24 protein-coding genes are annotated in these 24,446 nt (G+C 49.5%); 20 read left to right on the top strand and 4 right to left on the bottom strand.

The features are described from left to right. The first annotated feature begins 143 nt into the window (after positions 1–143). From DCC85_RS04005 to DCC85_RS04035, 7 genes are all read left to right on the top strand, one after another. A complete protein-coding gene (locus DCC85_RS04005) occupies positions 144–1,460 on the top strand; it encodes an ABC transporter substrate-binding protein (protein ID WP_108464411.1) in 1,317 nt (438 codons plus the stop codon). A gap of 91 nt (positions 1,461–1,551) precedes the next feature. Further along, the gene (locus tag DCC85_RS04010) at positions 1,552–2,430 is read left to right on the top strand and encodes a carbohydrate ABC transporter permease (RefSeq protein ID WP_108464412.1); all 879 of its coding nucleotides are present in this window, start codon (positions 1,552–1,554) and stop codon (positions 2,428–2,430) included. A gap of 27 nt (positions 2,431–2,457) precedes the next feature. Then, a complete protein-coding gene (locus DCC85_RS04015; RefSeq protein WP_108464413.1) occupies positions 2,458–3,300 on the top strand; it encodes a carbohydrate ABC transporter permease in 843 nt (280 codons plus the stop codon). A gap of 17 nt (positions 3,301–3,317) precedes the next feature. After that, positions 3,318–4,649, top strand: a complete 1,332-nt coding sequence (locus tag DCC85_RS04020) for a glycoside hydrolase family 32 protein (protein ID WP_108464414.1) — start codon at positions 3,318–3,320, stop codon at positions 4,647–4,649. A 220-nt stretch (positions 4,650–4,869) separates the two neighbouring features. Beyond that, entirely contained in the window at positions 4,870–5,766 is an 897-nt protein-coding gene (locus tag DCC85_RS04025) for an SDR family oxidoreductase (RefSeq protein WP_108464415.1), read from the top strand. Positions 5,767–6,082: 316 nt separating this feature from the next. Beyond that, the gene (locus DCC85_RS04030; RefSeq protein WP_108464416.1) at positions 6,083–6,475 is read left to right on the top strand and encodes a hypothetical protein; all 393 of its coding nucleotides are present in this window, start codon (positions 6,083–6,085) and stop codon (positions 6,473–6,475) included. Positions 6,476–6,623: 148 nt separating this feature from the next. Further along, a complete protein-coding gene (locus tag DCC85_RS04035) occupies positions 6,624–7,616 on the top strand; it encodes a ketoacyl-ACP synthase III (RefSeq protein WP_108464417.1) in 993 nt (330 codons plus the stop codon). A 256-nt stretch (positions 7,617–7,872) separates the two neighbouring features. On the opposite strand, the gene DCC85_RS04040 is transcribed toward DCC85_RS04035, so the two are convergent. Further along, entirely contained in the window at positions 7,873–8,502 is a 630-nt protein-coding gene (locus DCC85_RS04040; protein ID WP_108467715.1) for a DedA family protein, read from the bottom strand. 212 nt (positions 8,503–8,714) lie between these two features. Between DCC85_RS04040 and DCC85_RS23265 the strand changes: the two genes are divergently transcribed. Next, positions 8,715–8,864, top strand: a complete 150-nt coding sequence (locus DCC85_RS23265; RefSeq protein ID WP_234414338.1) for a hypothetical protein — start codon at positions 8,715–8,717, stop codon at positions 8,862–8,864. Between the two features lie 166 nt (positions 8,865–9,030). Here DCC85_RS23265 and DCC85_RS04050 read toward each other — a convergent pair whose 3' ends face one another. The 3 genes from DCC85_RS04050 to DCC85_RS04060 form a co-directional block, all read right to left on the bottom strand. Continuing rightward, positions 9,031–9,876 carry a carbonic anhydrase gene (locus DCC85_RS04050; RefSeq protein WP_108464419.1) on the bottom strand — a complete coding sequence of 282 codons (846 nt, stop codon included), beginning with the start codon at positions 9,874–9,876 and terminating at the stop codon, positions 9,031–9,033. 96 nt (positions 9,877–9,972) lie between these two features. Then, entirely contained in the window at positions 9,973–10,812 is an 840-nt protein-coding gene (locus DCC85_RS04055) for a WYL domain-containing protein (RefSeq protein ID WP_108464420.1), read from the bottom strand. Beyond that, on the bottom strand, positions 10,799–12,109 hold the full coding sequence (locus tag DCC85_RS04060) for a WYL domain-containing protein (protein ID WP_108464421.1): 1,311 nt from the start codon (positions 12,107–12,109) through the stop codon (positions 10,799–10,801). Before DCC85_RS04060 ends, DCC85_RS04055 begins: the two co-directional genes overlap by 14 nt. 690 nt (positions 12,110–12,799) lie before the next feature. Here DCC85_RS04060 and DCC85_RS04070 point away from each other — a divergent pair. The 12 genes from DCC85_RS04070 (at position 12,800) to DCC85_RS04130 (ending at position 24,322) form a co-directional block, all read left to right on the top strand. Further along, positions 12,800–14,329: a TROVE domain-containing protein gene (locus DCC85_RS04070; RefSeq protein WP_108464423.1), complete on the top strand. Its 1,530-nt coding sequence runs from the start codon at positions 12,800–12,802 to the stop codon at positions 14,327–14,329. A gap of 13 nt (positions 14,330–14,342) precedes the next feature. After that, complete coding sequence (locus DCC85_RS04075; protein WP_108464424.1) at positions 14,343–15,137, top strand: nucleotidyltransferase domain-containing protein; 795 nt, start codon at positions 14,343–14,345, stop codon at positions 15,135–15,137. Next, on the top strand, positions 15,134–16,735 hold the full coding sequence (locus DCC85_RS04080) for a limonene hydroxylase (protein ID WP_234414339.1): 1,602 nt from the start codon (positions 15,134–15,136) through the stop codon (positions 16,733–16,735). Before DCC85_RS04075 ends, DCC85_RS04080 begins: the two co-directional genes overlap by 4 nt. A 30-nt stretch (positions 16,736–16,765) precedes the next feature. Beyond that, positions 16,766–17,992 carry an RtcB family protein gene (locus tag DCC85_RS04085; protein ID WP_108467716.1) on the top strand — a complete coding sequence of 409 codons (1,227 nt, stop codon included), beginning with the start codon at positions 16,766–16,768 and terminating at the stop codon, positions 17,990–17,992. 245 nt (positions 17,993–18,237) lie between these two features. Then, entirely contained in the window at positions 18,238–19,005 is a 768-nt protein-coding gene (locus DCC85_RS04090; protein ID WP_108464426.1) for a hypothetical protein, read from the top strand. Positions 19,006–19,017: 12 nt separating this feature from the next. Then, the gene (locus DCC85_RS23270) at positions 19,018–20,592 is read left to right on the top strand and encodes a hypothetical protein (protein WP_234414340.1); all 1,575 of its coding nucleotides are present in this window, start codon (positions 19,018–19,020) and stop codon (positions 20,590–20,592) included. Next, on the top strand, positions 20,589–20,948 hold the full coding sequence (locus DCC85_RS04100; protein ID WP_108464427.1) for a hypothetical protein: 360 nt from the start codon (positions 20,589–20,591) through the stop codon (positions 20,946–20,948). The genes DCC85_RS23270 and DCC85_RS04100 overlap by 4 nt, the downstream gene beginning before the upstream one ends. A gap of 319 nt (positions 20,949–21,267) precedes the next feature. Further along, a protein-coding gene (locus DCC85_RS04105) for an IS5 family transposase (RefSeq protein ID WP_199909972.1) occupies positions 21,268–22,040 on the top strand; the annotation gives its coding sequence in 2 pieces (ribosomal slippage) (positions 21,268–21,592 and positions 21,592–22,040; 774 coding nt in all). Positions 22,041–22,242: 202 nt separating this feature from the next. Next, positions 22,243–22,551 carry a hypothetical protein gene (locus tag DCC85_RS04110; protein ID WP_108464428.1) on the top strand — a complete coding sequence of 103 codons (309 nt, stop codon included), beginning with the start codon at positions 22,243–22,245 and terminating at the stop codon, positions 22,549–22,551. Then, the gene (locus DCC85_RS04115) at positions 22,541–23,275 is read left to right on the top strand and encodes a hypothetical protein (protein ID WP_108464429.1); all 735 of its coding nucleotides are present in this window, start codon (positions 22,541–22,543) and stop codon (positions 23,273–23,275) included. Before DCC85_RS04110 ends, DCC85_RS04115 begins: the two co-directional genes overlap by 11 nt. A gap of 2 nt (positions 23,276–23,277) precedes the next feature. Next, a complete protein-coding gene (locus tag DCC85_RS04120) occupies positions 23,278–23,658 on the top strand; it encodes a hypothetical protein (RefSeq protein ID WP_108464430.1) in 381 nt (126 codons plus the stop codon). 466 nt (positions 23,659–24,124) lie between these two features. Next, positions 24,125–24,322 carry a hypothetical protein gene (locus DCC85_RS04130; protein ID WP_108464432.1) on the top strand — a complete coding sequence of 66 codons (198 nt, stop codon included), beginning with the start codon at positions 24,125–24,127 and terminating at the stop codon, positions 24,320–24,322. Positions 24,323–24,446 lie beyond the last annotated feature (124 nt).

A 24,446-nucleotide genomic window follows, 5' to 3' on the forward strand; every position in this document is an offset into this window, starting at 1 on the left:
CTGCGCGGAATCTGTTTATTTTTGTCCCGTTTTTTACAGAAAGAGCCCGTTTTGTTCCTTAAAGAAGGACATCGTTGTTGATTATACTAAGGACATGGTTGTGAAAGCGCAATCAAAGAGATGAATACAAGGGGGACAACACCATGAAGATGAACCGAAATCGATTCAGTGCAATATTGCTAACGCTTACACTGTCTATCGGGTTAACCGCTTGCGGAAGCAATAACTCGGCCTCTTCGGGATCGGGCAATTCAGAAGGGAATGCAGGCAATAGCACGATCAAGCTTAAGGTATACGCACAGCATTTTGATGAAGACACGTCTAAGCCCTTCGATTATGCAGTAGAGCAGTTGAAGAAGGAAATGCCGAATGTACAGATTGAGTTGGACCCTGCTGTTCAGGACGGTTATCAGAAGCTGAAAACCTATGCGGCCACGGGGAATATGCCCGACATTTATTTCACTGACTGGCCAACGCTCCAAACTCTGTCCAAGTCAAAGAACGTAGAATTGCTGGATGATTATGAAACGACAAGCGAGTTCAAGAAGAGCCTCAATCCGGGCGTGGATTCCCGCCTGGTTGCTCCGGACAATCATGTGTACGCTTACCCGGACACCGGAATTGAGTTCCAGATTATTTACTACAATAAATCGATCTTCGACAAGGTGGGGATCCAGACTCCGATCAAGACATTTGATCAGATGGCAGATGCCGCCAAGAAGCTGAAGGATGATGGTTACGTTCCAATGTCTATCTTCGCCAAGGAAAAGTGGATCACTACCGCATTCTATAACGGTCTTGTCACCCGTGAGCAGCCTGAAGGCTTTGGCGCTGTTGACCAGAAGGGTGTAAAGGAGCTGCCGGAGGCGTTCGTAACAGCGGCCCAGCAGATGAAGAAACTGCAGGAAGCCGGATTGTTCGATGCGAATGCGACCAACACCAACTATGACCAAGCTTCTTCCTTGTTCTATCAGGGGAAAGCTGGAATGTTCGTAAACGGACAATGGGAAATTTACAGCTCTCAGGAGAAGCTGGGGGACCAAGTGGATTGGATGTACTGGCCTGCCAAGGATGAGGCGACGTACGAGCAATCCAAGTACTTCATTAACGGTGCCGGTTCTCCGGCAGGCTATGCTGTATCCCCAAGCAGCAAGAATAAAGAGACGGCTGTGAAAGTGGCGGCCTTCCTGGCTTCAAAATCTGCCGAATATCGCTATTCTCAGCTTGGCAGTCCAATCGTAGCACCGAAGGTGGATAAGCCGATCCCGGCAAACGTTCCGGCTATGATGCAGAGGATCGTCAATGAGCTTCTTCCAAATGCTCAGAAGTATGCGCTCTTGCTAAATAACACTGCCATCCAAAATGCCATTAACGACAATACGCAGAACCTGCTTGTCGGCGGTTTCTCTGCGGATGACTTTGTGAAAAACTTGAATCGCGCCCTGGATAAGGAAAACTGATCATTAGAAATTGAACCGGAAGCAATCCTTAGCGGGCCCGCATAGTCCGCTAAGGACTGCACTTACGAAAAAAAGGGGGGAAGAGCAAGCAATGAATAATTACTTAGGCAACAAAAAGGCATTGGCAATTTTTTTGCTCCCGGCGCTGATCATATACAGCGTTGTTTTAATTTATCCTGTCCTTCAGACCGTTTTTCGCAGCTTCTATGACTGGGATGGACTCAGCACCCCGGTTTTCTCGGGGCTTAGCAATTATAAGGAATTGTTCGGTGACCCGCTTCTGGGAACCTCACTAAAGAATGGCGCGATCTTCGCCCTAGTATTGGTTGTTTTTCAGATCGGTCTTGGCACAGTGCTTGCCTTGATCTGCGCAGATCCTCGTACACGCGGCCGGAAGCTCCTGAAGACAGCCTATTTTGTTCCGGTAGTGCTGTCGGTTACCGTGGTCTGCCAGCTATGGATTGCCATGTATGATCCGACGAACGGACTTATTAATCGTTTATTTAGCCTGCTGCACATTCCATATGAGCAGAATTGGCTTAATTCTCCGACCCAATCTATCATTGCCATTGCCTTTGTCAATGCATGGCAGTTCATGGGTTATCAATTCGCCCTCCTCTATGCAGGGGTGAAGGCGATCCCCGAGGATTATTTTGAAGCAGCAACCATTGACGGCTGCAGCAAATGGAGAGCTCATCTGCATGTGACGCTGCCGCTCATGAGAGAAACCTTTAAATTCTGCTTTGTGATTGCCATTACATCTGGTATTGGTGCTTTCGTGCAGATGCTGATTATGACCAATGGCGGTCCCGGTACTACCAACTATACCTTGACCTTCATGATCTATCGTTACGCCTTTATGGAGAGTAACTACGGCTATGCTTGTGCCGTATCTGTGCTGCTGGTACTGATCTCGCTGCTCGCAACGCTCGTCATCAATAAGGTGTTCGACCGTGGACAACAGGCCTAACTGGCTAGGAATGAAAAGGAGAACAAAATGAGTAGAACGGCTCTGCGCAAAGTTGGACAAACCGTGCTTCAAATTCCCTTGTGGCTGTATCTGGTTGTTTCCATTTATCCATTGTTCTGGATGGTTTCCTACTCCTTGAAGAACAATGATGAGATTTTCGTCACGAATCCGTTTGGATTTCCGACACATTTTCGCTTTGAAAACTACGTCAATGCCTGGAAACAATTCAATGTGCCGCGATATTTTCTTAATAGCTTTGTTGTATCTATCGTGTCAACGGTACTGATCCTGCTCCTGGCCTTGATGTTTGCATTCGCCGTAGCGCGTATGAAATGGCGGTTCCGCTCAGCAGTACGAACCTATATGATTATCGGCATGTTTATGCCGCTACAGGTTATCATGATTCCGCTTGCGCTTCTGGTCCGGGATTTCCACCTGACCAATACGTATGGAGCGCTCATTCTTCCATACGTTGCCATCGGTCTTCCTTTTTCGACGATGGTATTTTACGGATTCCTCGTAGGGATTCCCAAAGAGATTGAGGAAGCAGCCTGTATGGACGGGTCCAGCATTTATGGCCTGTTCCTTAAAATTATTCTGCCGCTTGCGCTGCCTGCTATCGCTACAGTAGCTATTTTCCAATTTCTAAACAACTGGAATGAGTTCACGCTAGCCTATATTTTGATCTCTGAGGAGACGATGAAGACGCTGCCGCTCGGTCTTCTATTCTTCCAAGGCTCGTACAGCACGGATTGGGGAGCTATGGGCGCGGTGATGACGATCGCCTCGCTGCCGATGGTGCTTGTCTATCTGTTCCTGAGTGAGCAGGTAGAGCGGGCGATGACTGTAGGCTCTGCGGTGAAGGGCTAAACTGAGGAGGTTGTCATTTGAAGATCGATCAGTTGCATCTCAAAGCGCCAGGGAGCTGGATCAACGATCCCAACGGCTTTATTTATTATCAGGGTGAATATCATTTGTTCTATCAATACTTCCCATACGACACGATGTGGGGAACCATGCACTGGGGCCATGCCGTAAGCCAGGACCTGATAGACTGGGAACATCGGGGCATTGCGCTGTTTCCGAGCAAAGGGTACGATCGCAACGGCTGCTTTTCGGGGTCTGCCATCGAAGCAGAGGGCAAGCTGTATCTCTATTACACCGGGGTAAAATATGAGGCTTTCAATGAAGAAAATGTGCATCTCATTGTAGATCAGAGGTTTGAATCGAGCCAGGCTTTACTGGTTTCGGAAGACGGGATGACTTTTGATAATTTGAATAAGAAGCGTATGATCCTGCCACCCATTCTAGATCCGCAGCAGGGCGATCGGGCCCACACAAGAGATCCGAAGGTGTGGAAGAGTGAGAAGGGGTACTACATGGTCCTGGGTACACGTTCTGAGGGGCAGGGGAAGCTCTTATTCTACAGGAGTGAGGACTTACTCCATTGGCATTATGTGAACAGCTATTCAAGGCCCGACCTAGGCCATATGTGGGAGTGCCCGGATTTATTTCCCCTTACCGATCAAGAGGGTCAGGAGCATACTATACTCTTGATGTCACCGGAGGGAGTTCACGAGGGAGCGCTCTATTCGAGTCATGCCCTTTGCAGTTTGGTTTCTTTCCAGGAGGAGAATGCGCAACTAGAGATCACGAAGCCGTTCCAAATGGTGGACTACGGGCAGGATCTCTATGCGCCTCAGACCAATCTTGACGCGGAGGGCCGCAGAGTTATGATCGCCTGGATGCGTATGCCGAAGAGGGTGGAATCTGCTGGGGAGAAGCCATGGATCGGGATGATGTGTCTTCCCCGAGTCATAGAGGTCACGCGCGGCCATATTTATTTTAGAGTACATCCTCAGGTAATGCAGAGCTTTAAGAGGGAGCTGTCCTCTCTTCAGGAGCTTGACTACAGCAAGCCGTTTCATATTAGCGTGTCCTTCGCTACAGGGGATGCTATGAATATTGGTGGTTACCGGATTGCGCTTGAACAAGGCGCCCTTTGTACAGATCGCTCCAAAGTTTTTGAGGGGCTGGAAGGAAGCGGAATGCAATTTCATACTCCTGAGATTGGTTCAGCATGCAAGCTGGATATCTTTGTGGAGCCTAATCTGATTGAAATCTTCGTTAACGAGGGCGAGTATGTGCTCAGCAATATCGTGTATGGCTTGCGAAGCACGCTGAGCAGCACCACTTTCTTTAAAGTGTGGGTACAGTAATTTCAAGATCAAAGGCCTTTCCTGATGGAGCGGAAGATGCAGTCCGGTCCGTTGGGAAAGGTTTTTTAATGCATCTATAGGTGCGAGTACGAATGGGTATTTCTGAGCGAGGCTGTGCTTGCTTGGCATTGTTTAAATTCGGGGATTGAAGGTTACATAAAATAGAGCTGAAGCACTAACCCTATTATTAATAATATAACCTTAAGAGGAGGAGAAGCAGATGGCTGATCAATACACCATGCAGGACCCTTCCGTACAATATCCGAAGGCAGGACCCGAATGGAAGCAGAAGCAGGAGGCGCCGGGGATTCAGCAGGAGATGCAGCCGGTTCCAGACTGCGGGGAGCAAAGCTACCGCGGCACGGGCCGATTAATCGGGCGCAAAGCGATCGTAACTGGGGCTGACAGCGGCATTGGCCGGGCAGTGGCTATAGCCTTCGCTCGTGAAGGTGCGGATGTTGTGCTGTCCTATTTGCCAGAGGAAGAGGCGGATGCCCAGCAGGTCGTGAAGCTGGTACAGGAAGCAGGGCGCACTGCGGTAGCTGTGCCGGGTGATCTGCAGGATGAGCAGTACTGCCAGCAGCTTGTAAATACGGCTGTGGAGAAGCTTGGCGGACTCGACATTCTTGCTAACGTTGCCGGTATGCAGCAGTTTGTGGAGGATATTGCCGACCTTACGACAGAGCAGTTTGACGCCACTTTTAAGACTAATGTCTACTCCTTGTTCTGGATCTGTAAAGCCGCGATCCCGCATATGAAGCCGGGCAGCACGATCATCAACACTTCCTCGATCCAGGCTTATAAGCCTTCGCCAATTCTGCTGGACTATGCCACAACCAAGTCGGCGATCAACACATTCAGCAAGGCTCTGGCCGGACAAGTAGCCAGCAAGGGAATCCGGGTGAATGTGGTGGCTCCGGGACCGGTATGGACTCCGCTACAGGTGTCCGGCGGTCAACCGCAGGAGAAGCTTGCGCAGTTCGGGGAGCAGACCCCGCTGGGCCGTCCAGGCCAGCCTGTAGAGATGGCTCCGGCTTATGTGTATCTAGCCAGCCCGGAATCAAGCTATGTAAGCGGCGAAACGCTCAATGCGAACGGCGGTACGCCAACACCGTAAGGATATATACGAAGTAGATATGCCTGCTGCCCAGTTCGGTTTAGCCGCTACAAGAAGGGCGTCTGGAACCTTGCCGCAGTAGAGGTTTTGCTAACGTTTGCTGCCTGATATAACCGCAGGCAGGAAGAACCTGCTGTCACACTGAATTGTGGCAGCAGGTTTTTTTGTATTTTGGTTAATAGACATGTAAAATTTCTTCTTTTTCTACCGATAAAAATGAAAGATGAACGATGGCTTTAACGCAAAAAAGCCATGATGCTATAAGGTGTTAAAGTAATCGGCCGCATCTATGATCTTAAGAAGGAGAAATGCGAGTATGACAGCCAAGAACAACTCTCACAAAATGAAAGATGAGGTCGTGATTGATCCGGTCAAGAAACTGATCCATATTACTCTTGAAGGGTACCCGGATTTAGCAGAAACCCAAAGAGGTACCAATGAGCTGGAGAAGAACGTAAATCTGATGCCCGATGTAGCCGAATGGGCGATCATTGTAGATTCGACAGCTCTGAGTACTTTTTCACCGGATTTGCTGCCGATTCTCAAGCATTGCTACAAAGCGATTTATGAGAGGTTCAGAGTAGCAGTTATTGTGAATCCAACCCAGACGGTAGCTAATATGCAGCTAAAGCGGATTGCTCGTGAGACCAACTTCAGCGGTAAATTTGTTGCAACAAATGAAGAGGCTATGAAGGTTTGCTTCGGATAAGATAAACTTGCAAGAAGAGAGTAGACTAAATCGACTGTCACTTCTTGTTCTTCTGTTTCGGCATCATACAGAAGTTCCCCACAACTTGACTAACTAAGATTTATTAACATCCCTAGATCATGTCGAAAAAGAGGAGGCAGCTCGCTAAATGAGCTATGTTGCTATTAAAAGTACGGCGATTTATCATCCGGAGGACCGGGTAACACTCGAAGAGATGATCGAAGAGTTTCGAGGGCAAGGCAAAGAAATCGAGCGCTTGCTTGAGGCGATCGGCCGAAAGGATAGATATCTGGATAAGTCAGGTACACAGACCCCGATCACGATGGCGATTGAAGCCTCTCGCAAGGCTCTGGCTCAATCAGGAATTACAGGACAAGATCTGGATATGATCTGCTTCTCAACGGCAACACCAGAGTATCTCGTCCCGCCGAATGCCGCCTTCGTGCATAAGGCACTGAATGGGAAGCATGAGGCCATGGTCTATGATATCAACGCAGCCTGTGTAGGCATGGTGGTGGCCATCGAGCAGGCGACCCGTTACTTGCAGTCTCATCCTTCAATGAAATACGCTCTTGTTGTCGGTTCAGAACAAATGAATCGGTATGGGGCGGAGACGGACGAACTGGTCAAATCCATCTTTGGTGATGCGGCCTGTGCTGTCCTGCTGGAGAAGACGGAGGAGAAAGCCGGTGTTATTGATTCTATCTTCTACACCAACACCGAGCAGATCGGAGGGATGGCTTTCCCTAAGAGCGGGCTGTCCAGAATGTATGCCGACCAGGATACGGCAGGGAATATGCTGCATGCCGATCCCGATTATGATCCCCTCAAATTGGCTCCCGTAGCGGCCGAGAATATTCAGAGACTTCTAGTGAAGAACCAATTTACCAAAGCCGATATCAGCAGGTATTTTCTGTCCCAGGCGAATTATCGCTCCCTGCCGATGTTTGCGGAGATGCTGCATGAGGAGATGGATAAGTTCGTGTTCATTGGCTTTGAATATGCTTATACAGGCACAACATCTCCGTTCCTGGCCCTGCATACGGCAATTGAGCGGGGAGAACTGCAGAGGGGAGATTTGTTCATCCTGTGGTCGATTGGGGCCGGAGATGTCACCTGTGCAGTCCTTTGCCGTTATTAGTTATAATTTTGAATAGGTAGAAGGCAAGAGAATCGAAATAGACTTCCTCTAAGGGGCTGCTGATGCAGTCCTTTTTTTATGCCGGAATGGGGAGAGTAGCTGCACTTCTGATGATTAACACTAAATGGGGGGATATGTATGTAGATTGATGGTGGGGATTTTTCTGGCTTCTGGCTGGAATGGCTCTGTTACTTCGAGAGAGCCCACCTGGTGACTCGAAAGCCAGCAGGTGAGTCCTTACAGCTAACATCTGATATTATCCGCGTTGACGCTGTCTGCGCCGCGCTCTCTGCCACTTGGCCATCTTAATCCCAATAAATAGGACCAGAAGGGCTCCTGCGGAAAGGCAGAAGTATAAGAAGAACTTCTCAATCCAGGCGAATACAGCCTGCCAGTGGTCCCCGAACAGGTAGCCGATGCTGAAGAACACCAGCACCCAGAGGGCAGAACCTATATAAGCGTACAGCGCAAATTTGCGGAAGGGAATTCCAATTATACCTGATGCGTAGCCGATAACCTGGCGGACGCCAGGAATGAAGGGGCCAAGCACTAGCAGCTTGCTGCCGTACTTTTTATAATAATCCCGGGTCTTGGTGATTGCAGCCGGCTTAAGGAAGATCCATTTCCCATAACGTTCAATCAGCGGATTCCCCAATTTGAGTCCAATCCAATAGGTAATGGTAATCCCGATCAGCGCTCCGGCATATGCCGACAGCAATGCAGGGACAAGGCCCATCATGTTCTCATAAACCATATAGCCTGTATAAGCAAGTGTCGTATTACCAGGGGGAATCGGCAGTGCAATCGCGTCAACAGGCAGCCCGAGAATAAGGAGCAAATAACCATATTCAGCAAACAGCCGTTCCACCAGTTTTATTACGTCCATAGATCTAATCTCCTGCTTCTCTGTTCCATGTAGAACGGCCCAGTATATTCCTTCAAAATTATAATCCTTTCCGCTATAAATTGCATCTTTCCCTAGGATATCCGCTTTTTTGGATGTTTTTTGCATTAGAATTACTTTTAAGTCACAGAAAGAAAAACATCATACGATATGATTTACATGAGCGTGAAGTAATTAAGAGAGGAGCTGATTCTATGGGACAGCGTGCCAACCTGGCCCTTGTTCAAGACAAAAGTTATGAGCTGTACTACACTCACTGGGGAGCGAGTGATCTGCCCAGGAGTATCTTCTGGGGAGCTCGGCTCCCGGCAGCGAGAGCGCAGCTTGGTTCGCGCAGGCAATGAGCGATAAGGGGTACGAGGTAGAGGTTAATCCAAGAGCTGTGGTTAGAGAGCAGGGGGCAGAACGATCTGCGGATTTGAAAATACATAAAATAAGGTCTGCGATCCGGGCGTTAGGCGAGAAATCTCTCTAACAGCCGTGAACGCAGACCCCTATGTCTTAAACCGCTTATCCTTCTGTGCTTACCGTCCGGTCACCGAGCGGCTGAACAGGGCGGTGATTGTCCGGGAAGAGCGCTGCAAATTTGGCGATTTGTTCTTTGGACATCTGAATCGGATGATCCAGCACCGTCCAGCTAACATCCTCGCTGCAAGGCGGGGTGGTTAGAGAGCCGGTGTAGCGGACAGAGTGAAGGTTCGCCGGAAGCAGATCGGTAAGTGCAATTTGCTCCTTCAGCTCGTTAGCGGTCTCCGAGCTTTTTGCCGGCAGATGGCTCCAAACTTGCTTGAAGGCGGCGTTCTCCGTTCCAGATTTGATCAGAACGCCGAGCACAGCACTTCGGCCATCATCGCTTTTATGAACAAAATGCAGCTCAATCTCTGCGTTCTTGCCGTCCAGCTGATGCTCGCTGGGATGGTGGAAATGGAACTGTGCCAGCGTGTATTTGGTACCATCCAGCAGGATATAGTTATCCTTGTCCTGAAGGGCCACCTGGATGGTATGGCCGTTATTCTGGATGGTTGCTTTGGCCTTATGATAATGGATCTCCACAGGTTTCAAGTTCGTTTGCTTCGTGAGTTGACTGTGGTCAATATTGATAGGGGACTGTTTGCTGCCTTTCTTGCAGGTCTCGAAATCTGTCGAGAGCGCCCCCCAATACTCGGGGCCGGTCTCGCCTTCATAGGACCAATGGGGATCATGAGAAGCAGTGTGCGCTGGGGGAGAAGTTGTGCTCGCAGACTGTGTATCCGCAGTCCCGGAGGAAGCTGAGTCTGAGGGTGAGTTCGCATTCGAGCATCCGGCCGCTAGAACTAGAAGTAAAGCTAACAGGCCATTTTTCCATAAGGAAGACATAAGAAGCAACCTTCTTTCGTTAATGATGTGAATATGTTCACATTTTAAAGATACTTCTTGTCCTGCTCAAGTGAATAATGAACCATTTTTTGTAAATTAGTCACAGACTGCTGCTGGACTGGCTTCAGCCTCCGCAGGGGTCACTCCATATCGTCCCAGCGATTTGGTTGCTGCTTCCAGCATCCGTTTCTGCAAATAATCTCCCTGAACAACCTTTACACGCTTCCCGAGAAAACGAAGTTTGGAGAGCAAATACTCCTGTTCATCCGCCATCAGGCACACGGTAACTGTATACATGTCCCGTTCGGCATCGTATTCCACATCCTTCTCAAAGCTGGAGAGGGCATATAGAATCCGGGACAGCTCCCGGTTGTACTCCGGGACGACCTCAATGACAGCTTCACTTTTGCGCGCTTCCAGCGTCTCGCTGATGAGACTAAGGAGGCTCTCTGCCCTGGCTGCACTCATCCCTGCAGGCTCCGCGGCAGTTATCTTCTCCAGTTTGGTCCGCATGAATGCTTGATGGCGGTTATGAGCCCACAGCAGATACCACTCTCTCTTCACCATGGAGTATTCAAGCTTATAAGGCAGGCCGACCTGGTTCTCCTGAACCCGTCCGCCTTTGATCTCGTAGGATAGCATTACGCCCTGCCTATTCATAATCAATCTGCGCAGAGGGCGCAGCAGCGGGTGGTAGACCTGCTTCTCCCGGCTGCGAACCTTCTCAATCAGGTGCTCGGGTGTATCCATGACTGGGTCCTGTTCCAGGATAGACTGAAGCTTAAGCAGCGTCTCGGGCGTGAACGCTTCCGCGGCAGCCGGATGCTGCAGCATGGTCTTCAGCCAGGATCGCTCGTGTGCTGTAACCATAAAGGTTCCGGAGTCTTCGAGACGGGAGAGCAGCTGGTAGTTAAAGATTTTCTCAAACAGGTTCATAGTAAGCCAGAATCTCCTTCCATTCCTCAATCATTTCCCTCCGCAGCTGAAGAGGCTCCAGAATTTCGCAGCTGGACCCGAAGCTTCTCAGCCAAGGCTTGATCTCAGTCGTTCCATTCACGGTAATCTCGTAGATGAAAGACAGCTCATCCTCCTCTACAATGTCTCCCCATTGTCCCTGCAGCAAGACCCGTTCCTTCACAAAATTATTAAGGCCAGCTCCGGGGCTGTAGAACCTGGCCCGAACCCTTACCGGGCGTCCAGTGTCAATGACCCAGCTGAACTGCATTTTGTCGGCGAGCGCCTTGCTCTTCTCTTGATAGAATTCCTCCGTTACAGCTTTGGACTGCTGAATCTGGGTCATGCCTTCCATCCGGTATTTACGGATTCCTTCCCGGCCATTTGCGAGCAGATACCAGCGGCCGTATTGGTGGTCATAAATGACCTTAAGCGGAAGCACCTTCACCTCTTTGCCCACGCTTTCCCGTTCGAACAAGGGATTTGTATTGCGGGCGGCATAGCTTTTCTCTGCTTTGGGTGAGAAATAGAGAAAGCGCACCTTCTCCCGGCTGCGGATCGCACTCAGCAGAGTGAACAAGTGGGCTTCGTCCAAAATTCGCGAGTAGTAATGATATTTATATAGAAAGGGCTCGGTGGCGTGAGTCTCGGCATCATGGCGCAGAAAATGCTTCTTCAGCCCGTCACGCAGCAGGTAACCCTGCACCGACGGCACCTGGGTGTTGGCCATAACGTCTACAAAGTCATACAGGTCATAGAGCTCTTCCTCCGATAGCTCCAGAATCAGATCGTTATGAAGCCGGTATCGGTAAGGACGCGGCCCTGGCTCCCGCCAGATGACACCCACCTGCTCCAAGTATTTGAGATCCGAGCGGATCGTCTTCTCATCCGGCATGGCGGAATCCGGAGCGAGGCCGCCGCAGCAAATGTCCAGCAGCTCCAACGCGGTGTGCGGCTCATCGTTCAGGGCGGCGAGGAGCAACGAGATGCGTTCGCTCTCTGATTCCTTGACCGATTTGGCCCGGAATAGGAACAGCAGCATGGGATCGGTGGAATCATAGTAGCTATAGCGAATTGTCTCGGCCAACTCTCTGCCTTGCTCTTCGGGAAGCTGCTGATACAGCGTGCCGACCATGTCCTTCAGCTTACGCAGCGTCTTGTCAAAGGTATGGACCGAGATGCCGAGCTTCTCTGCGAACTGCTGTCTGCTGTAGGCACCGCTCGTCAGCACGAGCATGCGCAGGAATTGAATTTCTTTGTCAAAGCTTTCTTTGGCCACTTTACGTTTACCTCCGTTCAAGCATTACGCTATCTATTATTGTAACAGCAGAGGAGAAAATGGAAAACTTCTCTAAAGTCGTAATACTTTCGCCATGTTCGTTAAAGAGAAAATCAGCGAAGATAGATACAGCAGGGCGGCGCGGCAAGAGCCGGGAGGCCACCTCCATTACCGAGGCGCCCGGAAGGGATACTTCGACTTTTAATCGGCAGGTCGTTGGTTCGAATCCAACTTCCCCATGGGGGAATAGCTCAGGGGTAGAGCAGCATGTGCCTTTCCAGTTGAACTTCCTCGGTAATGCCATACATAAACAGTTTTCAGTAACACGGATGCACTTGGTGCCCATTTTGATTCTGTATAAAAAAGACTAGAGCCAGAATGATCCAAAAGCGTGTGCGTACCACCGCTTGCTGCAAAGCGAGGCGCCAAAGAGGGCTTCTTCGACTTATTTGGGTTAAGTATATAGGTGCCGTATATCGGCATCAGCTGCCTTCTTAACAAATTTCCTCGCTTATAGTACAACAGATTTTTAAGTACAAACATGAACATGATCTGGTGAGGCGCCGGAATGGGCTCCTTCGAACTTCATCGAGCAAACAGCATTACCCGGGCAATATGGCAGGTTCGACTCCTGCAGTCAGCCTATTTCACTCGATTCCTCACCGATTACTATGAAGGAGGGCAAGGACAATGAGTACAGCAAAAAAGCTGTTTGGTTCCCTTAGACCGAATACAATGAATCGAGAGAATTATCCTGCATATACACGATCTGTAGAGGAGCAATACCTGCAGATGCTGTTGACGAATACAATGAGCAATACCTTTTATGCGGACCAACAGGAGCTGCTGGAGGAGTCAGCAGGGCTGCACCAGGAGATGGCACACAGCAACCCGGACTTTATGGCCAAAGCCCTGGTCTACGCGCGCAGCGAGGGCTTCATGAGACTGCAGCCGCTGTTTGGGCTGGCGGTTCTGTCAGGAATACGTCCCGATCTGTTCGCACTGATCTTTCTGAAGATTGTAAGGATTCCGTCCGACCTGTTCGACTTCCTGACCATCCTGAAGGGGCTTGGCCGCGGCGAAGGCGGGCGGGCCGTCAAGCGCCAGATTGGCCGCTTCTTGTCCATGACGACCGAATACTGGGCGATGAAGTATAACGGCCGGGGCCGGGGCTACAGCCTCGGGGATGCCATCGCCACAGCGCATCCAAAGCCGGCAGATCTGAAGCAGCAGGCACTTTTCCGCTATCTGCGGGGGCATGAGGCGAATCTCGGCCTGCTGCCGCAGGTAGAGGCTCTGGAGAAACTGAAGCTGTCTTCCAGCGAGGAGGAGAGCATCGGCTGGATCGAGCGAGGGAAGCTTCCGTACGAGGCGGTGACAGGTGCGATCAAGCCAACCAGGGCCATCTGGGAGGCGCTGCTGCACCAGATGCCTACCTTTGCGCTGCTGCGTCATCTGAATACGCTGCAGCGGGCAGGGGTGCTGGATCAGCAGGAGAATATGGAGTATGCGATCAGCCGTCTGACCGATGCAGCGTCGCTGAAGAAGGCGAAGATTCTGCCTTTCCGCTTCGTGACCGCCTTCCGCCAGGTAGAGCATGCAGAGATCCGCGATGCGCTGCGGGAGGCTGTCGATCTTACCTTCGACAATCTGCCTGAACTGAGCGGCCGTACCGCGATCTTCCTTGATATTTCCGGGTCGATGACCGGTCAATATTTAGAGATTGGCGCTGTATTCGCCCTGGCTTTATATAAGAAAACTAACGGGAACTCATTGTTCTGGCTGTTCGATACCCAGGTGGAAGATGCCAAGCCTTCCCGCCGGGACAGCATTCTGTCCCAAGCGGAGCGAATCCGTGCTCGCGGCGGAACGGACACCGGCGCACCCGTGCGCAAGCTGCTCAAGGAGGGGCAGAAGGTGGATCAGATCATCATCATCACCGATGAGCAGCAGAACAGCGGCAGCCCATTCTACCGGGAGCTGGAGCGGTACCGCGCGAAGATGGGCCGGGACGTCAAAGCGTTTATCGTGGACATTTCTCCGTACCGCAGCGCGATGGTTCCGAGCCAGGATCCAAATACGTTCTATATTTACGGGTGGAGTGACAGCGTATTGTCATTTATCGCTCAGGCTCAGCAGGGATATGGGGCTATGACCCAGCGTGTATCCTCTATGGAGCTGGGGCAGGAGAAGGATAAGCAGGATATGGTAGAGGAGTAGGAGGAAAACCGTGATGACTGACATGAATGAGAAGATAAGAAGAGAGCTTCGCCGGATTGAGAAGGAGGAGCATGTCCGCATTCTGTATGCCTGTGAATCAGGCAGCCGGGCATGGGGCTTCCCTTCACAGGACAGCGATTACGACGTGAGATTTATCTATGTGCGGCCGGTGGAGTGGTATTTATCCATATTTGAAAAAAGAGATGTGATCGAGCGCCCGATCAGTGACATGCTGGATATCCATGGCTGGGATTTGAAAAAGGCGCTGAGGCTGTTCCTGAAGTCCAATCCCCCCCTGATGGAATGGCTGCAGTCTCCAATGGTCTATATGGAGGAGGGAGAGACAGCCGAGCGGATTCGGGCTCTCTCTCCATTTACCTTTTCGCCAAAATCCTCAATGTACCATTATCTGCATATGGCTAAGGGAAATTACAGGGACTATTTGCAGGGCGATCAGGTCAAGATCAAGAAGTATTTCTATGTGCTGCGCCCAATTCTAGCTTGTGCATGGATTGAGCAGTTCGGCAGCCTGCCGCCAATTGAATTCGGCACGCTTGTCAAAGCTCTCATCCCGGAGGGCAGCGAGCTGGGCGAAGCGATTGAGAAGCTGCTGGCCCGCAAGAAGGCGGGCGAGGAGCTGGATATGGAGCCGAGAATCGGACCGATTAACGGCTACTTGGAAGCGCAAATCATTTATTATGAGCAGCTGGCAGCTGGAATGCCTTCCGGGGCCGGGGATCTGGACAGCAGGCTCGATGGGGAGTTCCGGCTGACGCTGCAGGAAGTATGGGGAAAGGAAGATGAATGATGATGCAATGGTTCAAGCGTAAGAACGAGCTGCCTTGGGAAGGCAGACCTTCGATCTATGCCTATATATGTGATAAAATCCGGGAGCAGGACGGGCCGCTTGAAGGCGATCTGCCGGACGATGAGGAGTTTTGGGCCGGGGATAAAATGCGTCTCGTGGCCGGCGGGATGGACGGTATTATAGCGCATCACGGAGCTGGCTCTGACCCGGACAAGGACATTCAGGAGCTGCTGAATCTGCTTGTACAGCAGACTCAGAGCCCGTCAGACCAGACCCGCAAAGCGACCTATGAGAAGCTTATTCAGGATCAGCTGCTGATCAGTAATATAGATACCATTCTAAGAGGGATTCGCGAGACTTCCGGTATCAAGCCCGGGCCCCTATATTATGAAGCTAAGTGGTTCGCAGAGCATGGGGCGCACCGCAATGTGGTGAAGTTCGGCATCGCCCTTCTGGGACTTTTCGACAGCCAGTCAGCTGAGGCGGTTCAGGAGCTGATCTTCACCCTGGGCAGACATGATGAATTCACGCTGTATGCTGTAGTGGCCATTCAAAATGGCCTGGAGAACAGCAATGACACCTTGTTCAAATTGGCGCAGAAGGTAGATGGCTGGGGGAAGATACATATCGTTGAACGGCTTGAGCCGAACAGCCAGAAGATCAAGGATTGGCTGCTTCGCGATGGCTGTCAGAATCGCATCATGGATGAGTATCTGGCCTGGACCTGCGCCATGAATGGGGAGCTGCATGCCGCGCTAACTGCGCAGGAACTGGATCAGGAGCTGTTTGAAGGAGCGACAGATATTCTGCAAGCTCTGCTGAACGGCGGTCCAGCCGAGGAGATGGATGATTATGAGTATGCGTCTGCCGCGATTACTGCCTACTTGCGTCATGCGGCACAGCGTGAATTGTCCCTGAAGCATCTGCTTACCTTGATAGATCTGAAGGATTACCTGGAAGAGGAAGACCCAGACCGCTGGGAACATCGAATGGAGACGGGCTGGACGGCAGAGCTGCGGCAGGATGGGCTTGCGGTGTGTGTGAAGCTCATCTCCCTGCCGGACTGGACGGGGAAAATACTACATACCCTGAAGCAGTCAGACGGAACAGGCGCAGAGCACTATTATGCTGTAACCTGTGCCCGCAGGCTGGGCATGGATATTTGGGAGCTGCTCTTTGACCGGCTGAGCAGAAATCCGCTTGAGGCTTCCCTTTATCAGGAGCTTATGAAATCGCAGGAGCGGGAGCGGATTGGGAAGCTGGTACAGTTCGCCGAAGCCCATCTGCCCCTTCAGGAAATTGCCACAGGTCCGGCGGATGAGACTGGGTTCGGCCCGGGATTTGAGTCCCATCGTTGTCTGGTAAGCATTTTGCAGAGCCTGGGCGCATATGAAGGGCTTGGCAAGAAGCTGATTTTTACAGGGCTGAACAGCCCGGTGATGAATAACCGGAATATGGCAGTCAAGGCACTGGAGTCTTGGGAGCTCGCTGTGTGGGGTGATGGAATTACGAATGCGCTGGCCGAGCTATCTGCCAAGGAGCCCAACGAGACTGTGAAAGAGTCCATCCGGCAGCTGAAGGAAGCCAAGGGCATCTAAGAACGATACATGATAGGAGTTGAAGCTGTTGTGGCTTATCAAAATATAGAGGGTGTGCGTGTCTGGGGACAGCCTCAAGAGGATGCGCTTATGCAGGCGAAGATGTGTGCCCGCACGGGAAACGTGATCCAAGCGCTGCTGATGGCGGACCATCATAAGGGCTACAGCCAGCCGATTGGCGGGGTGGTTGTCTACGACGGGCAAATCTCGCCCTCCGGAGTTGGATATGATATCGCCTGCGGCAATAAGGCGGTGCGGACGAATCTGCATGTGGAGGACGTCAAGCCGGGCCTGGCGCAGCTGATGGATCAAATCTCGCGCCACATCTCATTTGGTGTAGGGCGTGTCAATCAAATTAAGGTCGACCATGAGCTGTTCGATGATCCGGATTGGAAAGTGTACGAGGCTATCGGGAGGAAGGAGCACGACCAGCTGAAGACGCTGGCCCGTAACCAGCTGGGCACTGTCGGCAGCGGGAATCACTTTGTTGACCTGTTCGAGGAAGTGGGAACCGGCCGGGTGTGGGTCGGGAATCATTTTGGAAGCCGCGGCTTTGGCCATAAGACAGCGAGCGGCTTCTTGAATCTGGCGGCCGGCCGCGACTTCCTGGGGAAGGCGCCTGGGGAGTCGATGGACCAGCCGCCCGTACTGCTTGAGCTGAGCAGCGAGCTTGGCGAGATGTACTACCGGGCCATGAAACTGGCCGGACGTTATGCTTATGCCGGGCGCGACTTCGTCACCCGTGAGGTGCTGTCTATTCTGGGCGCTGAGTCAGACTTCGAGGTGCATAATCACCATAACTTTGCGTGGAAAGAAACGCATGGAGGCAAGGACGTCATCGTGGTGCGGAAGGGAGCGACCCCGTCGGCACCCGGACAGCTCGGCTTTATTGGCGGCAGCATGGGCGATATCTCGGTGATCGTCCGCGGGAAGGATTCCGCCGAGAATCGCGAATCCTACTACAGCACCGTGCACGGCGCTGGCCGCATCATGAGCCGGACCCAGGCGGCCGGCAAGATGAACTGGAAGACCCGCTCGCGCAGCGGCGGTCAGATCTCGACCCGGCAGATGCTGGATGCCGTGCGAGACTTCGGCGTCGAGCTCCGCGGTGCGGGTACGGACGAGAGCCCGTTCGTCTACCGGAAGCTGCAGGAGGTGCTGGAGGCGCATACGGAGACGATTGAGGTACTGCATGTGCTGAAGCCTATCGGGGTATGTATGGCAGGAGCCGATGAATTCGATCCGTATAAGGACTAAGATATTCATTTGTGATCTACTTAATATAACTACGTACTGAGAAGAGGGCCGGATACTCCGGTCCTTTTGTTTATTTTGTGTACTTCCGGGGCCCCAAAATATGGACTAAGGCATGTACGCAATTGGAACGAAATGAATAGTTATATTGGTTTATTTTTGGGGATAATAACCATTTAAGTTATTGTTACCCACCCTGCTAACTGCTAAACTAAGCTAGTTATAGTGGCTTTTTGGGGGCGGTGGATGTGCAGATAGTGCTTCATAAGGAAGAGTTATATTTTTTGTGCATGATTGCGGGGGCAGAGTCTGTTCTTGGTATGGAGGATGTGACAGCAGGCCTCAATGAGAAGGAGCTTCGGAGCAAATGGCGGCGTGTCGCAGCGAAGCTGGAACAAAAGGGCTCGTTGACGCGGACGGATCACGGAGAGTGGTACATTGATGAGAAGCTGGCTGAGGCGATCGCCATCATTTCCTGGCCGGATCAGGTATACGCCTCCCTTGTCGAGAATGAGGATGCGATGACACTGAGCTTCATTCATGTGAAGTCCGGATTTTGTACACAGATGCAGGGTGAAGACACCTTGTTTATTCAAGTTAATAAAGATCCTAAGGATGTCCGGACATTACTGGAGCAGCAATTTATGCTCTCTGAGGAGACGGCGGCAGCAGAAGTTGAGCTCGTACTGCCCGCAGAGCTGCTCAGCGAGGTGCTGACACTCGCCGCGGCTGGAGCCAGGAAGAGTGCGGCTATTCTGCTGGAGCCCTATGATTTGGGTGGTGAGACTGTGGGCGATCTACTGGACGCTTATTATGAGAATCCGGACGCCAAGGTCATTGGCGGGTATCATCTGGCGGAGCATAGCGGCAGCCTTTGCGAGGCGCTGTTTACCTGTGTCAGGAGTTCGTCGGGAACCTGGGTGACCGTTATGAAGCCGGACCGGGCGAACATGCTGTTGATGCGTAAAGCTGCTGAGACTGCCTTGACAGATATCATTGATTTTTACAAGATGTAAGGGGAGATTCAAATGGACCAAAAAGTGAACCCCGCCCAAGTAAAAAGTCTGGCCGATGGAATGAAGCGTCTGGAGCAAAACCTTGGGGAAGCCGCCATAGGGAAATGCAGTGAAATTAAGGAGCTTCTCTCGTCAATAGTCAAGTATCACCCGGAGTCTTATGTCCAGTCTGCGGTTCATGAAGCGGAACGGATGCGGAACGAAGTTCGTGACTTGGCACTGAGGATCTCCGAGTTGCTTCGTAAGAAGGAGAAGGCGCTGGCAGGAGTGGCGCTGAAATATGCAGAGCTGGAGAAAGGCCTGGTGAATAAATCCTCGGTCAGCCAGCTGCGGTCTTTGTTCCCTGGTTCACCATTTACTAGTGCGTATTTAATCGGAATTGGTAATATTCCGATTCAGGGTGCCGTACGCCCTGCTAAATCTGAGCAGAGTAAACCTATGCTTATGCCGTATAATCCTGAAAATTATGTATCCGAAGAAGATATACTTAACCGGGATGATCCAGAGGTACAACAGAGACTACAGAATACATATTGGGGCAAGCTCTCCAAAGAGGAACAGGATCGTCGTTATCATGAGATCAAGGATGAGCTGGATCGGCAAGATCGAGAGTGGAATGACAAGATGCGCCGGTATGAGAGCGGGATCGGGAATCAATTTGTGGCCAACCTGTTTGTTGGCGGCTCTAACATGGTAGTGAATGCCATTAATACGGCAACCCTGGGTCTACCGAAGACGATCGGGGAGCGAATCGCGGGCCCGATGCCGGAAAGTGCGCCAGATCCCTTCAATGACCCATACGGTAAAAAGCTTGGGGAGTACGTTGGAGTCGGTGTGGGATTTATGCTGCCTTTCAAGTTTTTAAAAGGAATGAAGACGCCAGGCGTATTGTCCAAGCTGTCCCCGACCGTGGTGCGCAGTATGACCGCTGAGGCGATTTACAGCACCGCATCCGAAGCTTCGGATGCCCTTACGGATTACCGGGAGAACGGCTCCGAAAGCTTAGGAGACCGCGCCAGCCGAGTAACGGTGAATACAGTGGCCGCAGGCGCGCTGGATGTGGGTGGCACTTTTATCTTTAACGCCGTCTCCAAAGTGGTGACTCGTGCAAGCAGCAAGATTAAAGAGGCCTTCAACCGGCCGAAGGTCGAGGCGAAGCCGCCGGGTGAGGTAGCGGAGGTTAAGGCGGTTGAGGGGACGGGTAAGATTGATGGAATGCCCCCTATAGTTCAGTCAAGAATAAACTTAAGAAATGGAAGTGCAGAGGAAGGAGCAGGATTTAACCATGTACTAGATAGGCATTTTAACCCCAATAAGAATGCTTCCCAATTCTCGGTTAAACCTGATGAACTAAAGAGCATTCTTCAAAGTAAAGAAGTTGTGAGTACACCAGTTTCAAGAGTTTTATATTCAGATATAAAGTTAGCAGATGGGTCAATTGAAAAACAAGCAAGATATGTGAGGGAAGTTACTTTAGACTCTAACATAGGAATTGACAAGTTTAGTGGTTCTCCAACAAATATTATGACTGTATTAACCGATAAGCATGGAAATCTAGTTACTGCTACACCGGGAGTGATAAAATGAAACTCAAAGGAAGTAAACAAGAACAAGATTTTAGAAAGGAACTAGAGGGTTCAAATTTGGTTTTGGCTAAAGACGGAAAAGCTGAAATAATAATGAATGTGTTAAGGGTTACTTTTGGAGAATTAAAAAGTGCATATATTTTGAATTGGACACCTGAACAAGGCGAGGATATATACACTATTTTGGTTGACATTGATAAAATCGCTAAAGTTGAAATTAGTAGAGTCAATCATTCGGAAGTTCCTTTAATTGAAACTTACAATCTGAAGGAATTCCAAAAACGGTTGAGTAAAATATTTCAAATTAAACTAGCCGTGGCGATTGATTTAGCGAAAACGGAACATCAGGAAGGTTAAATATTTATTTCGAACCTTGATTGGTGTCATGCCTTTCAAGGTTTCCTTTTTTGGAGGGGTGGGTGACGAATGAACCTATCATTCAACTGATAACACATATAACCCCTCTAATACCCCGTATAAAGATTTCGTTATTTCGTTTGTAAGCACATATCAATACTTGGATTTCATACCTAATAACCTTACGTTGGACAGGTCGATTATGGTCAGATACCATCATGATTGACCTATTTTTTTGTTATTATCACTTTTTAACTAGAGTGTGTCTGAAAACTAAATAAAATGGTAAGATTTGAGGGAAACGAATGGAGCATTAAGCATGATTCAAAGACGGTACGAAATAAGCGATGAACAGTGGGATCAAATTAAGGACATGTTTCCGCCCTACACAACAGGACGTCCATCAAAATTAAGTGAACGAACCATGTTTAACGCTTTTCTATGGATCGCTCGAAGTGGTGCTGCTTGGCGGGATCTACCAGAGGAACGCTATGGTTCATGGAAAACGGTCTACAGTCGCTTTTGTAAGTGGCGAGATACCGGACTGCTTGCTGAGATCTTCCAAGCTCTTCAGGTCGAACCTGACTTTGAAAACTTGAGCATTGATTCTACATCGGTCAAAGCTCATCAACATAGTGCTGGTGCAAAAAAAACGCCCCAGGATACGAAGTGAGCCAGCACATCGGCGTCAGTCGTGGCGGAAAGACAACCAAACTTCACACCGTTGTCGATGGATTAGGAAATCCCCTTGCTTTTCTTTTAACGGGTGGTCAAGTCTACGATTCCGTTCCAGCGATCGATTTACTTCAGAAGCTTGATATTACAGGGAGTCATATTCTTGGCGACAAAGCCTATGGCTCCGAAGCCATTCGGAAGTGGATTACAGCTAAGCAGGCATCCTACACTATCCCACCTAAAACGAATAGTCAAAACCCGTGGAAAGTCGATTGGTATCGGTACAAAGAGCGCCACTTAGTGGAGTGCTTTTTCAATAAAATCAAACACTTTCGTCGTGTGGCTACTCGTTACGACAAGTTGGCCAAATCATTCTTGGCGTTTGTATACGTAGCTGCCATCTTCAAATTGACTTAATGAGAGTTTTCAGACACGACCTATATTTTTGAAAAACTAAGAAGCCTCAGCCGAAGAAGACATACTTAACCGGGATGATCCAGAGGTACAACAGAGACTACAGAATACATATTGGGGCAAGCTCTCCAAAGAGGAACAGGATCGTCGTTATCATGAGATCAAGGATGAGCTGGATCGGCAAGATCGAGAGTGGAATGACAAGATGCGCCGGTATGAGAGCGGGATCGGGAATCAATTTGTGGCCAACCTGTTTGTTGGCGGCTCTAATATGGTGGTGAACGCCATTAATACGGCAGCCCTAGGTCTACCGAAGACGATCGGGGAGCGAATCGCGGGCCCGATGCCGGAAAATACGCCAGATCCCTTCGATGACCCGTACGGTAAAAAAGCTTGGGGAGTACGTTGGAGTCGGTGTGGGATTTATGCTGCCTTTCAAGTTTTTAAAAGGAATGAAGACGCCGGGGGTATTGTCCAAGCTGTCCCCGACCGTGGTGCGCAGTATGACCGCTGAGGCGATCTACAGCACCGCATCCGAAGCTTCGGATGCCCTTACGGATTACCGGGAGGACGGTCCCCAGAGCTTGGGAGACCGCGCCAGCCGAGTAAGCGTGAACACAGTGGCCGCAGGCGCGCTGGATGTGGGCGGCACTTTTATCTTTAACGCCGTCTCTAAAGTGGTGGCTCGTGCAAGCAACAAGATTAAAGAGGCCTTCAACCGGCCGAAGGTCGAGGCGAAGCCGCCGGGTGAGGTGGCGGCGGTTAATTGGTATGCAAAAAAACCACTTAATCCATCCGATTTTGTTGGGACATTCGATGAAAATTTTGCAGGATTGAGCAATACCAAAAAAGTAGATTTAGCATTTATGGAGATTGAGAAGGCGTTTGGTAAGAACTATGCAGATGAGATAAGGAAATTATACGAAACCACTAATCGTAGTTTTAGTCAAACAGGAGATACATTAGGAATGTTTAAGTTTAATGCAAAAGGTGAGCCGATTTTAGAATTAAATAAGAATTTCGGCAATGCCAAAATGATGGCTAATACAATTTTGCATGAGATTAAGCACTATAGACAGTCCCTTAAGTTGGGAAGGAAGGAGTTTATGGCATTACCTGTTGAACAAGCTGAGAGATACGCAACATCGACAAATATTTGGCAAGGGAAAAGGATGGGGCTTTCTGACGAAGACCTTCAATGGTTTCAACAGTATTATGATTTTTTTAGGGGGCAATAAGTATGAGATTATCAATCCATTTATTAGAAGGCTTTAAATACAGAGCATTAAATAAATCAATCCCGATAGTATTGGAAATATCATCTGATACAAAAAAAACAATATCTGACAAGATTGATATGAAGGAAATTATGCTGTATAAAAATGGAAAAGAAACTTACGGTTCATTTATAGCTTCGACATTAAGCCTTCCTAAGTATACCTTTACCATTACTGAGCACACCCCAAAATACATGATTATAGATGTGGCTGATCACGATGAATCAGAGTTACTGCCAGGAGAATACGAAGTTAAAATTACAGTTATAGTTTATGAACCGTATGAAGATGGGAAATACGCCACTAAAGAGCTGACAGCCATGAAACAGATAGCAATTTTTTAGTACGATATTCTTAAAATGAAACCCATCAACCAATAACGTATTTAACTATTTAAACCGTGTTATACCCATATAAAGTTTTTCATTTGTTTCTACACACATCATTACCGTTACGTTGTACAAAACAGGTCAATTATGGTCATTTTAACCATAAAAGACCTGTTTTGTGTTATTCTTGCTTCCTCATTGTATTGTTGAACTAAGGAATCTCGCTTAGGAAGATATACTTAACGGGATGACTCAGAGGTACTACAGAGGAAACACTGCGATTATTTATGTCAAGAATACACAATCACTAAGTAAAACTGCTGAAACGATCATTCATGAAGTTACCCACGTAGGATTGAAAATCAAGGGTACCCAACGAGCGGAGATCGTTTCGTTTATGCGTGGAGCAAAGCAATTTTCCCTATAAGGTTAAGGATCTTTATCCTGAATTGCCATATAGTTAATTGTTAAGGAGGAGCATATGAAAAAAAGAAGCCATGAAGAGATTCTAGGTGAGATCGTAGTTATTCAAACAATAAGAGAGAAACTCATGAAGGGTGAAACAGTCAAATGTCCTAAATGCGGTGAATACTTAAATTTCTTAGGTAAAAATAGCGGGAAACATCCTGGTGTTTTTTGTCCAAATGGTGATTTTGAAATTCTTATTCACTATGAATAAGTTTTCTCTTTAAGGGGGCGCCTAATTTTATTGTACGTACATTAATGCTTGAATTTTATAACCTAAATAATGCTATCGCGTTATGTTGAGCAGCTCAATTATGATCAGATACCAGAATGATTGA

The organism is Paenibacillus sp. CAA11 (assembly GCF_003060825.1).
Lineage (GTDB): Bacteria > Bacillota > Bacilli > Paenibacillales > Paenibacillaceae > Fontibacillus.

Coding starts and splice junctions, on each gene's coding strand:
- DCC85_RS04055 (WP_108464420.1), bottom strand. CDS start 10,812: ATGAACCTGTTTGAGAAAATCTTTAACTACCAGCTGCTCTCCCGTCTC.
- DCC85_RS04070 (WP_108464423.1), top strand. CDS start 12,800: ATGAGTACAGCAAAAAAGCTGTTTGGTTCCCTTAGACCGAATACAATG.
- DCC85_RS04010 (WP_108464412.1), top strand. CDS start 1,552: ATGAATAATTACTTAGGCAACAAAAAGGCATTGGCAATTTTTTTGCTC.
- DCC85_RS04075 (WP_108464424.1), top strand. CDS start 14,343: ATGACTGACATGAATGAGAAGATAAGAAGAGAGCTTCGCCGGATTGAG.
- DCC85_RS04110 (WP_108464428.1), top strand. CDS start 22,243: ATGCGCCGGTATGAGAGCGGGATCGGGAATCAATTTGTGGCCAACCTG.
- DCC85_RS04115 (WP_108464429.1), top strand. CDS start 22,541: ATGACCGCTGAGGCGATCTACAGCACCGCATCCGAAGCTTCGGATGCC.
- DCC85_RS04050 (WP_108464419.1), bottom strand. CDS start 9,876: ATGTCTTCCTTATGGAAAAATGGCCTGTTAGCTTTACTTCTAGTTCTA.
- DCC85_RS23270 (WP_234414340.1), top strand. CDS start 19,018: ATGGACCAAAAAGTGAACCCCGCCCAAGTAAAAAGTCTGGCCGATGGA.
- DCC85_RS04080 (WP_234414339.1), top strand. CDS start 15,134: ATGATGATGCAATGGTTCAAGCGTAAGAACGAGCTGCCTTGGGAAGGC.
- DCC85_RS04025 (WP_108464415.1), top strand. CDS start 4,870: ATGGCTGATCAATACACCATGCAGGACCCTTCCGTACAATATCCGAAG.
- DCC85_RS04035 (WP_108464417.1), top strand. CDS start 6,624: ATGAGCTATGTTGCTATTAAAAGTACGGCGATTTATCATCCGGAGGAC.
- DCC85_RS04015 (WP_108464413.1), top strand. CDS start 2,458: ATGAGTAGAACGGCTCTGCGCAAAGTTGGACAAACCGTGCTTCAAATT.
- DCC85_RS23265 (WP_234414338.1), top strand. CDS start 8,715: ATGGGACAGCGTGCCAACCTGGCCCTTGTTCAAGACAAAAGTTATGAG.
- DCC85_RS04040 (WP_108467715.1), bottom strand. CDS start 8,502: ATGGACGTAATAAAACTGGTGGAACGGCTGTTTGCTGAATATGGTTAT.
- DCC85_RS04005 (WP_108464411.1), top strand. CDS start 144: ATGAAGATGAACCGAAATCGATTCAGTGCAATATTGCTAACGCTTACA.
- DCC85_RS04120 (WP_108464430.1), top strand. CDS start 23,278: ATGAGATTATCAATCCATTTATTAGAAGGCTTTAAATACAGAGCATTA.
- DCC85_RS04130 (WP_108464432.1), top strand. CDS start 24,125: ATGAAAAAAAGAAGCCATGAAGAGATTCTAGGTGAGATCGTAGTTATT.
- DCC85_RS04100 (WP_108464427.1), top strand. CDS start 20,589: ATGAAACTCAAAGGAAGTAAACAAGAACAAGATTTTAGAAAGGAACTA.
- DCC85_RS04030 (WP_108464416.1), top strand. CDS start 6,083: ATGACAGCCAAGAACAACTCTCACAAAATGAAAGATGAGGTCGTGATT.